This is a genomic window from Salinibacillus xinjiangensis, from assembly GCF_009649735.1.
Taxonomy (GTDB): Bacteria; Bacillota; Bacilli; order Bacillales; family Alkalibacillaceae; genus Salinibacillus; species Salinibacillus xinjiangensis.
Map to the genome: position 1 here is coordinate 65132 of NZ_WJNH01000016.1, position 10525 is coordinate 75656.

The 10525-nt window shown below is 35.7% G+C and carries 13 protein-coding genes and 1 pseudogene; all 14 read left to right on the forward strand.

Translation table 11 applies throughout. The features are described 5' to 3' along the window. Window positions 1–8 precede the first annotated feature (8 nt). A complete protein-coding gene (gene rbsK, locus GH754_RS17835; protein WP_323742095.1) occupies window positions 9–929 on the forward strand; it encodes a ribokinase in 921 nt (306 codons plus the stop codon). 3 nt (window positions 930–932) lie between these two features. After that, window positions 933–1679 carry a glutamine amidotransferase gene (locus GH754_RS17840; protein WP_153730012.1) on the forward strand — a complete coding sequence of 249 codons (747 nt, stop codon included), beginning with the start codon at window positions 933–935 and terminating at the stop codon, window positions 1677–1679. A gap of 101 nt (window positions 1680–1780) precedes the next feature. Further along, window positions 1781–2644, forward strand: coding sequence for a BtpA/SgcQ family protein (locus tag GH754_RS17845; protein WP_153730013.1), 864 nt, complete (start codon window positions 1781–1783; stop codon window positions 2642–2644). 14 nt (window positions 2645–2658) lie between these two features. After that, a complete protein-coding gene (locus GH754_RS17850; protein ID WP_323742096.1) occupies window positions 2659–3576 on the forward strand; it encodes a ribokinase in 918 nt (305 codons plus the stop codon). After that, on the forward strand, window positions 3573–4580 hold the full coding sequence (locus GH754_RS17855; RefSeq protein ID WP_228550304.1) for a substrate-binding domain-containing protein: 1008 nt from the start codon (window positions 3573–3575) through the stop codon (window positions 4578–4580). Before GH754_RS17850 ends, GH754_RS17855 begins: the two co-directional genes overlap by 4 nt. Window positions 4581–4616: 36 nt before the next feature. After that, window positions 4617–5372 carry an ATP-binding cassette domain-containing protein gene (locus GH754_RS17860; RefSeq protein WP_153730015.1) on the forward strand — a complete coding sequence of 252 codons (756 nt, stop codon included), beginning with the start codon at window positions 4617–4619 and terminating at the stop codon, window positions 5370–5372. After that, window positions 5369–6367 carry an ABC transporter permease gene (locus tag GH754_RS17865; protein WP_153730016.1) on the forward strand — a complete coding sequence of 333 codons (999 nt, stop codon included), beginning with the start codon at window positions 5369–5371 and terminating at the stop codon, window positions 6365–6367. Before GH754_RS17860 ends, GH754_RS17865 begins: the two co-directional genes overlap by 4 nt. A 19-nt stretch (window positions 6368–6386) precedes the next feature. Then, on the forward strand, window positions 6387–7412 hold the full coding sequence (locus tag GH754_RS17870) for a phosphotriesterase family protein (protein WP_153730017.1): 1026 nt from the start codon (window positions 6387–6389) through the stop codon (window positions 7410–7412). Window positions 7413–7709: 297 nt separating this feature from the next. Further along, window positions 7710–8123: a toxin-antitoxin system YwqK family antitoxin gene (locus tag GH754_RS17875; protein ID WP_153730018.1), complete on the forward strand. Its 414-nt coding sequence runs from the start codon at window positions 7710–7712 to the stop codon at window positions 8121–8123. Between the two features lie 11 nt (window positions 8124–8134). Further along, window positions 8135–8347: a hypothetical protein gene (locus GH754_RS17880; RefSeq protein WP_153730019.1), complete on the forward strand. Its 213-nt coding sequence runs from the start codon at window positions 8135–8137 to the stop codon at window positions 8345–8347. A 455-nt stretch (window positions 8348–8802) separates the two neighbouring features. Further along, window positions 8803–9219 carry a hypothetical protein gene (locus tag GH754_RS17885; protein ID WP_153730020.1) on the forward strand — a complete coding sequence of 139 codons (417 nt, stop codon included), beginning with the start codon at window positions 8803–8805 and terminating at the stop codon, window positions 9217–9219. Between the two features lie 125 nt (window positions 9220–9344). Beyond that, complete coding sequence (locus GH754_RS17890; protein WP_153730021.1) at window positions 9345–9485, forward strand: hypothetical protein; 141 nt, start codon at window positions 9345–9347, stop codon at window positions 9483–9485. A gap of 44 nt (window positions 9486–9529) precedes the next feature. Continuing rightward, window positions 9530–9658: pseudogene (locus GH754_RS20130) on the forward strand (hypothetical protein); the annotation flags it as partial. Between the two features lie 3 nt (window positions 9659–9661). Further along, on the forward strand, window positions 9662–10099 hold the full coding sequence (locus GH754_RS17895) for a hypothetical protein (RefSeq protein ID WP_153730022.1): 438 nt from the start codon (window positions 9662–9664) through the stop codon (window positions 10097–10099). Window positions 10100–10525 lie beyond the last annotated feature (426 nt).

The window sequence follows — 10525 nt, forward strand, 5'->3', positions numbered from 1 at the left end:
GGAACCGGGTGACCAAGCCTAACATATCTGTTGTTGGAAGTATAAATATGGATTTAGTAAAAGAGGTTTCAAATTTTCCAAATAAGGGAGAGACTGTTTTAGGAAAAAATTTCTTTACTAGTTTTGGGGGTAAAGGAGCTAATCAAGCCATTGCCAGTTCACGTCTTGGAGCCGAGGTTACAATGTTTGGCTGTGTTGGAGATGATGATTATGGGAAGAAGTTAATATCTAATTTACAAAGAAATGGTGTAAACACAGAAAATGTCACATCTGTTGCCAATATGACTTCGGGAATCGCATCTATCACTCTATCAGAAGAAGATAATTCAATCATTGTCATACCAGGGGCAAATAATAAGGTCACACCAGAATATATATTTGACCGGGAAGCTGAAATAATAAAGTCAGATCTTATATTGGCATCAATTGAAATTCCTTTAGAAACAGTTGTGTGTGTGTCAGAAATGGCAAAGAAATATCATATTCCATTTGTTTTAAATCCAGCTCCAGCTACCCAATTGCCAGCAAAACTTATACAGAATAGTACTCTTCTTACTCCGAATGAACATGAATTTTTTGTAGTGTTAGGATCAAATGATCAAAAATCAATATACGAAGAACGAATTAATACCTACAATGGAGCAATTATTATTACAAGAGGAAGCAAAAGTGCAGTTATGAAAAAAGAGAAGGGAGAATTGAAATATTTACCAAGCTATAAAGTAAGGGTTGTTGATACAACAGGAGCAGGAGATGCCTTCAATGGGGCTATAGCCTATATGCTTGCAAAAGGAGAAGATTTAGAGGATGCGGCCAAATTTGCGATGGCCGTTAGTGCACTAGCAGTTACAAAGCTAGGGGCACAAACAGGATTACCCACTATAGAAGAGTATGATAATTTTATGCAATCTAATAACATTTTAAGATAGGAGATGCTTATTGTGAAAATACTTTTTATAGGTGAATCATGGACAATACATATGATCCATACCAAAGGATTTGATTCTTTCGAATCAACAAAATATGAAGAGGGTGCTACTTATTTATTAAACCGTTTGCGGGATAGTGGAGTCGATGTGGACTATATGCCAGCACATGAGGTCCAAGTTCATTTTCCAAACTCTAGAGAAGAACTAGCAAAATATGATTCTATTGTCATTAGTGACGTGGGAAGCAACACTTTCTTATTGCAAAACTCTACTTTTTACGAAATGCAGATTGTTCCAAATGCTCTTTCTCTAATTCGTGATTATGTCCAAAATGGTGGGGGACTATTAATGATAGGTGGATATTTATCATTTATGGGGATTGAAGGGAAAGCAAATTATAAAAATACTGTGCTAGCTGATGTCCTTCCAGTGGAGATGAGGGAAAAGGATGATCGCATCGAAAAGCCAGAGGGGGTCCATCCCATCACAAAGGACCATCAACATACCATCACAAAAGGATTAGGGGAATGGCCTAGATTTTTAGGTTACAATCAATTTGCGGCTAAATCAGATGCTGATGTTTTAGTTGAAATTGAAAGCAATCCATTCCTTGTAGTTGGAACCTATCAAAAAGGGAAAACTGCCTGTTTTGCAAGTGATTGTGCACCCCACTGGGGATCTAAGGAATTTATGGATTGGAATCAGTATCAAACGCTATGGGTTAATATACTAGAATATTTAGGAAATTAATAACAATCTAAGGGGAAATAGGTTGTTTTTATTTTTTTATATATTATCTGAATATTTATATTATTAGCAATCCAATTATGTAGGAAGAAGAGGTGTAAATTATGAGTGAGGGAATTTTTATTCCTAAACCGAATTATATTAAAGAAATTTTTGACACGGAAAGAGCTATTATCGGGATGGTGCACCTTAAGCCTTTACCAGGAGCTCCATATTACAATGGAGAGTCACTAAAAAAGGTTTATGACTTTGCAATGAGTGATGTTCATGCATTAGAGAACGCTGGTGTTGATGGAATTATTATTGAAAATGCTTGGGATATTCCTTTTTCAAAACCGGAGGATATTGGTTTTGAAACAGTTGCAGCCATGTCCACTATTACTGAAAAAATTAAACAACAAACACATTTAAAAATAGGTATTAATTGTTTAGCTAACGGTGCTCTTCAAGCATTGGCAGTTGCAAAGGCAACTGAAGTGTCGTTTGTTCGTGTCAACCAATGGGTGAATGCGTATGTAGCTAATGAAGGATTTGTTGAAGGAGCTTCTGCTAAAGCCATGAGATATCGTTCCCAGATTAAAGGTGAAAGTATTAAAGTTTTCGCTGATGTGCATGTCAAACATGGAAGTCATTCGATTATTGCAGATCGAGGTTTAGCTGACCAAACTCACGATAATATTTTCTTTGATGCAGATGTTCTGATTGCTACCGGTTCTAGGACAGGAAATGAAACAGAAGTAGGTGAGTTAAAAGGGATTAAAGAAAATTCGAATTTACCTGTCATTGTCGGCTCTGGGATGACTGTAGACAATGCTGAAAAAATTCTCTCAATCGCTGACGGATGTATCATAGGTAGTTCATTAAAAGTGGATGGGAAATGGTGGAATCCGGTAGACGAAATGAGAGTTCGGGAATTTATAGGAAAGGTTAGAGATACTCCTATAAAGGGGGAAAACCAAATGGGATAAAAAAAAGTGATGTTATCGTATACGGGACAATTAATATGGATCTTTATGCATTTATAAATCGAATGCCATATGAAGGAGAAACTCTAGCATCTAATCAATACTTTGAATCTCCTGGAGGAAAAGCACTAAACCAGGCTGTTACGGTCGCGAGAATGGGGAAAAGTGTAAGTTTAATAGGAAAGATAGGGAGGGATGCTTATGGTGCAGAAATAATAGAAAAATTGATATCTGAAGGCATTAGGGTAGATCATATTTCAACAAATTCAAATACTCATACGGGAAATTCCTTTGTATTAATTGATGGACAAGGAAATAATACCATTATTACCAACCTTGGTGCCAATCAATGTCTTTCTATTAAGGATGTAAATGATTCTTTAACAGTTGCAAAAAATGCATCTGTTGCTTTAATTCAATTAGAAATGCCTAGTAACGTTAGAAAGCACTTAATTAGACAGTTAAATAAACTTGGAATAAAAATTGTATTGAATCTAGCGCCTATTGTGGAACTGCCTATAAAAATCCGACGTTTAGTAGATATATTAATTGTTAATGAAATCGAAGCAGAACAACTTACAGGCACAATCGTACATGACTCCAATACAGCGGAGAAAGCAGCGAATATATTGGGTGAACAGGGTAATCAAAATGTTGTGATTACGCTAGGATCAAATGGAGCTGTGGTTAAAGAGGATAATTCCGTTTATGTTGTGGATGCTCCTAAAGTAAAAGTTGTTGATTCTACAGGGGCAGGTGATTGTTTTTGTGGAAGTTTGGGATCTTTTTTATTAGAAAATGATATAAAAACAGCTGTCGAAAAAGCCGTAAAGGTAGCAGCTTTATCTGTAACGAAATCTGGCACGTTATATTCAATACCATCCCAAAGAGAAGTGTATACTTATTTAAATGAAAAGGGGAGATTGTTCAAATGAGAAAGCTTATATTTCTATCACTTTTAATTATGGGGTTTATATTAGGAGCATGTAATTCTGAATCTACGACTGAAAAATCTAATCAAGATGGTTCTAATTCAACAGAATCGGAAACTACAGAATCCGGAAGCGAAGGCGATAACAAGTTGACAATTGGCATGACAGTGATTAATCAAGAAGCGTTATTCTTTACAGAAATGGTAAAGGGTGCTGAGGCAAAGGCGGAAGAGTTAGGCGTAGAACTAAATGTTTATAATGCCAACAATAATCAAGTGGATCAAAATAATGCAGTTGAAAACTTTATAAGTGAAGGTGTAGATGCAATTATTGTAAATGCAATTGACCCAGGTGCACTAAATCCTGTTGTAGAGAAAGTAGAGGAAGCAGGCATATCGCTAATATCTGTAGATTCAGTTATTGAACATGAAGCCGTCGATGTTCAGATTGGAGTAGATAATAGCGAGGAAAGTGTTCGAATGGGTGAATATTTTAATGAATTTAAGGAAGAGCATTGGGGAGACAAAGAAGTTAAGCTAGGAATTGTGAGTGCTTTGAATGCACCTATCCAAGTTAATCGCCAAGATAGTTTCCTTGAAACTGTAGAGAGTGACAGCGTTGAAGTAGTAGATATCGTAGATGGAGAAAATGTGCAAGAAAAGGCACTAACAGCCTCAGAAAATTTATTTATCTCTAACCCAGATTTAGATGCTGTATTTGTAACAGGAGAACCAGCTTATATTGGTGCGGTTTCTGCAGTGAATTCTCAAGGAAAACAGGATAGTGTGAAGTTGTTTGGTTGGGATTTAAGTCCACAAGTTGTGCAAGGAATTGATCAAGGTTATGTAGAATCCGTCATTCAACAACATCCAGATAAGTATGGTGAGGAAGCTGTGAAGTCAGCAGTTAGCTTGATAAATGGTGAAGAGGTAGAGAGTTTAATCGGTGTTCCTGCCACCATTGTCACGGAGGATAATGTAGATGATTTTCGCTCTTTATTCGAGTAATAAATTAGATGATTTTCATGTATGGAGGGACTAATTATGCCTGAAACATATCAAATTGAAATGAAGAATATTCAAAAATCTTTTGGTAATATAAAATCTTTGCGCGGCGTAGATTTAAAGCTACGCCCGGGGGAGGTATTAGGTTTAGTTGGAGATAATGGGGCTGGGAAGTCTACTTTAATGAAAACATTAAGTGGAGTAATAAATCCTGATGAAGGTGAGTTTCATTTTGAGGGAAAGAGAGTAAATATAGACAGTCCAAAAGCAGCCAAAAATCTAAATATTGAAACTGTTTTTCAAGACTTGTCACTATGTGATACTCTAGATGTTGCTAGTAATATGTTTTTAGGAAGAGAACCAATTAGGTTTCTAGGCAGATTGATAGATAAAAAGACACTTCACACTAGAGCAAGAGAAGAACTGGATAAACTAGGTATCAACATTTCCTCTACTAAACTACAGGTTCAAAATATGTCTGGAGGACAGCGTCAAGCTATTGCAATCGCTAGAGCGATGTTGTTTAAACCAAAGGTACTTGTTATGGACGAACCAACCGCAGCTCTTGGAGTAAAAGAAGTAAACATGGTACTGCAATTAATCAAAACAGTTAAAGAACAAGGAGTTAGTGTGGTCTTGATTACACATAGATTGCAAGACTTATTTGAGGTTTGTGATCGTTTAATGGTTTTATATGAAGGAAAATGCATTGATGATCGGCCGATTGATGATTTTACTCTTGAAACTTTGATCAAATCAATTATGGGTTCACCTGAGGGGGTTAAAGTATCATGAAAGTAGAAGAGAGTATAGATGTAGGTGGACGAATTAAACAAGAATCGGCGTTAAAATCCTTTGTACGTGAGAATCTTTCAACCCTAAGTATTGCAGGAGTCTTTATACTAATCTGTTTATTTTTCGGCTTTATGACAGATACCTTTCTTTCGTTTAGTAATTCATCTAACATCATCATTCAAATTGCACCGAATATTATTGTAGCAGTAATGATGACGTTTGTCATTACTACTGGTGGAATTGACCTATCGGTAGGGTCAATTCTAGCTTTAGCTAGTGCACTAGCTGCAACTCTATTATCAATAGGAGCAGGAAGTTTTGTTACGCTCATTTCGGTGATAGCAGCAGGCTTACTTGTAGGACTAGTAAATGGATACGTAGTTGCTTACCATGGAATACCGCCTCTCATTGTAACATTAGCCTCTATGATCTATGTAAGAGGACTTGCCTTGATGATTACGGGGGGATATTCTATCGCAATAATGGGAGAGGATTGGATTGTAAGTCTGGGGCAAGATAGAATTCTTGGTGTTCCAATCCCTGTATTCTTATCTGTTTTCATCGTTACGTTGGGAATCGTCTTTCTCAGATACACCCGCTATGGGAATTATGTGACTGGCATCGGTGCAAATGAGGAATCAGTACGTAGATCTGGTGTGAGCACCAAAAAAGTTAAACTAATCACTTATATGTTAAGTGGTGGATCTGCGGCATTAGCAGGATTAATTATTGCAGCTCGATTAGGCTCAGGTTCTTCTAACATTGGGAACATGTTTGAACTAGACATAATTGCAGCTGTTGTATTAGGTGGAACAGCCCTTTTCGGAGGTGCCGGTACAATCATAGGAAGTGTTATCGGTGTTGCCCTTATTGGAGTAATCCAAAATGGTTTGACGTTGATGCACGTTTCTCCATATATAATTCAAATTGTTGAGGGGTTTGTATTATTACTAGCCGTTATTATTAATATTCGAGTGTTTGGGAAAAAGTCTTAATTTTTAAGAAGGTGATTTAATGAGTACCGTTGAAACAGTACAAGGTCCAATCCCTGCCGAGGACTTAGGGATAACCCTCATGCATGAACATTTATTTGTTGATAGAACAAGATTATGGAGGGATCCAGTGGGTCCAAAAAAGAAATTTGCCCAACGTAAAGTAGAAATGGATATTTTAGGACAATTACGCTTAGATCCCTATAGTAATTATGATAATACACTAATGATAGACATTGATTTAGCTTGTAAAGAAGTGAAACATTTTTTTAACAAAGGTGGAGGCACTTTAGTAGATGTCACCAATGTTGGAGTGGGTCGAGATCCACATGCTTTACTTGAGGTTTCAAGGCGTACAAGCCTAAATATTGTAATGGGAGCTGGGTACTATCTCCATCCTACTATTCCAACGGAAGTCCAGTATATGTCTATAGATGAAATTAAAGAAGGAATTGTAAAGGATTTAACAGTAGGTGTTGATGACACGGGTATTAAGGCAGGAATAATTGGGGAAATTGGTATTGGACCAAATATGACTGATTTGGAAGTAAAAGTGTTAAGAGGAGCTGCACGAGCACAAAAGGAAACCGGCAAGACGCTAACCATCCATACTCCAGCTTGGGAACGATATTGTCACGATATTTTGGATGTTGTAGAAGAAGAAGGAGGAAACTTAGAGCGAACCATTCTAGACCATATGAATCCAAGTATGGACGATATGGACTATCAATCATCCTTAGTAAAAAGAGGGTGTTATATCGAATATGATATGATAGGTATAGAAGTATTATTTCCGGGAGAGGGACAATCTCCTTCCGATGAAGACAATGCTAATGCAATTGTTCGATTATTAGAAAAGGGATTGGGGAACAAGGTGCTATTGTCTCAAGATATTTTCTTAAAGATGTTCTTAAAGACTTATGGTGGATACGGATACTCACATATACTGGAAAACTTTGTCCCTAGGTTAAGAAAAAAAGGAGTAAGTGAACAAGAGGTTCAAAACCTGTTAGTTGAGAATCCGAAAAGGTGTTTAATAAGTGAATAAATATAATAATGCTATCCAAAAAAGTTTATCCATGGAGACAGAAAGAGGAAAAAGTTTCTGAGAAAAATACAGAATGTAGACTCTGATGAGCCTTATATAGAACTTAAGAAATTTTGATTGTATTAATGGAAATTAAAGTTTACTAGACTACAAACAATGTGGTCTTTTTTTTTGCACTAATTCAGTACTTAAAAGGCGTTTGTACATTGAGAATGAGTAAGAAAAATTTAAATTTAGTGAAGAGAATATGACAGGCTCAAAAATGGCTCCGGGAAAGGATATTGGCAGGATGGCACATTGTGGTACGAAGGTGATTTTGAATACGACAAGCCCCATGGCTATGGCAAAATGTATCATCCATCGGGCATGCTTCGATATGAGGGACAGTTGGAGGACGTGCAATTTGTTGGATGGGGAAAGGAGTATTACGAGAATGGGAATCTGAAATTTGAAGGAGTGATGGAGAAAAGTATGTATTTCTTTTATGGTGCGCGACGTTATCGGGTTGGGAAGCTCTATTATGAAGATGGGAGGCTGCGGTATGAGGGGACGTTTACAGGTTTGAAGTCTTATGAGTTTGATAGAGGTATTGAGTATAAGGCGGATGGGGAAGTCGGTTTATCATGGGGAGTCCTAGTTAGTGTTTTATTGGTTGAATCTGTAAAATGTAGATTACTTTTGATACAATTAATCGTATATCGAAACGGTTAGGAGAGTCAGGGATGAAAATACAAACGCAGGATTTGTACCATGGGGCAGTACTTACGCAAATGACGGAGCATCCGTCATTTACAGCTTTAAATAAACCAGATACGTTATACGGTCATTATTTAGTCAATCATGAAACTAGATTATTCGTTAAATATCTGACAAAAGAGACTTCCTCTTGGAATTTTAAGTTTAGTTTGGATGAGTTGCAATCCATTCAAAAGTGATATGGAACGAACAAGAAATGTTTATTTATGCTTAGTTTGTGGACAGGAAACCATCTGCGCATTAAACGTTCAAGAGTTTTTTATTTTAATAGACTTAACATCGCCTGAAAGTCAGTCCACTATTGTAGAGGTTCCAGTTGGAGGATCTATGCGTGTGAAAGGGACCGCGGGGGCTTTGGGAAGGACTTTGAGGCATAATTCATTTCCTGGTAAGTTGTTTGATGAGGCTTTGGAAATGGTTGAGTGATTGATAACAAGAAAAGTACAAGGTGATTTCATGTAAGAATATAATCACACCTGGATTAACAGAACTACATGATTATTTTGATAGATGTGAATGATGGAACTTTTAGGGTGGACAAAGGAATAATAAAATCAGCATGTAATGAATTTAAAGGAAAGTATTTTGTATTAGTATTAATTATTTAGACTAAGAAATTCTGTGAGGTTTTGATATGAAGTTAAAGCTTGATAGTTTTGTTCTGCAAAAGGAAATTAAAAATAGGGCGTTGGATCTAATAAATTCTGAATCTGATACAGTAGCTATTAATTTGCTTAAGGAAATTACATCAGTTGGGGAACTTCGGAAAATAAGGATTTTTACAGAATGCCAGAAAAAGAACATAGCTAATAACTTTACCATATTAGCTATTTTTATATCTAGTACAGCATTAGTGTTACCTTCAATAGAACGGATATTCCCTTTTGGTTATATAGTAATTAGTATGGCTCTTTCTATAGGGCTTATATTTACAGTCTTTAAAGAGATATTACCATTTATAAATAAAACTGATGAATATAACACTAAAATTGATTACTTACTATGGTTAATAGATGAAGAAATAGAAAGAAGATATACTTATCTAAAATAATCATACATCTCAAAACCATTCTAGTTAGTGTCAAAGGTTTATCAATGCGTATTTCTTTAATGTATAAAGTGTTAAAAAAGAAGTCATGATACTCGATTGTGTAATCATGGGAAGGGGAATTAATCGTGATTAGTGATCTTGTAGAGTTCCAGAAAACAATTTCAAAAGAGTTATATACAATTAAAGATAGAGTTAAAAACCTAATTGGTGATGCTCACTGGGGAGAAGAAGGAAGGTATAAGGAGTCTGTTTTGAAAATGTTATAAGTCGTTTTTTACCGAGTAACTTAAGCATTGGTTCTGGTTTCATAATTACAAAGGATTACGAAAATGATAGGACAATTCGTTCTAGCCAGATTGATATAATAGTTTATGACAATACTTACCCTTTATTATTTAAAGAAGGAGACTTCATTATTACTTCACCAGAAAATGTTAGAGCAATGGTCGAAGTTAAAACAGCTATGAGAAGCGGTGATATTCCGGAAATAATGACAAAAGCAACCCAAAATGCTGGTATGGCTCCTTTTTCTAATTTTAATGGAATATTCGCATTTGAAAAAAGAAATTTAAATATTGGAACTAACATAAATCAAAACTTAAGGAATTCATTGAATTCAAGTAATGGAGAAGTGAACTATATATGTTTAGGAGAAAATATATTTATTAAGTTTTGGGGCGCTCGAGAAAAACAGGAAGATAATCTGGATAGAATGTATAGTTTTTACAAAATAGATGATCTTGCCTTCTCATATTTTATATCAAATATGGTAGAAAATATTGCACCAGATAAGGTGTTTGATAAATCCTGGTTCTTATATCCAATACAAAATGAATTTGGAAAAGAATTCTATAATGTTATGGATTTGAAAAATAAGTGATGAAATAGACTTTGAATAAATAGGTTTATAGAGTTACAGACTAATAAAAGGATGTCATGTACAACCTTGTAACTAAAACATAAAAATGGGGTATGATAGCGGTCTGCCTACCGTATTATTGATTTGACCCTAACTATCGGTATCAAACAAGTCGGTCATGCTCTTTAGCAATGTATTCTGAAACTATCGTGTATTAATGTCCCCCTTTTAAGGGGGACATTGTGATTTAAACAAAAATCAGTTATAGACCGTTTAATTCAAAAATCTGGTTTCAGCTATATCCTCCGGGAGTGTAATATGAACTGTGTAAGTAAGAAATGCGTACGGTTTCTTACTTGCACAGTCTTTTTATTTGGTAGAATAAATATAAAGCTAAAGGAGTGATTTTGATGGGGAAGTCAAAGAGAGATCCTAACTCCGTAGAAT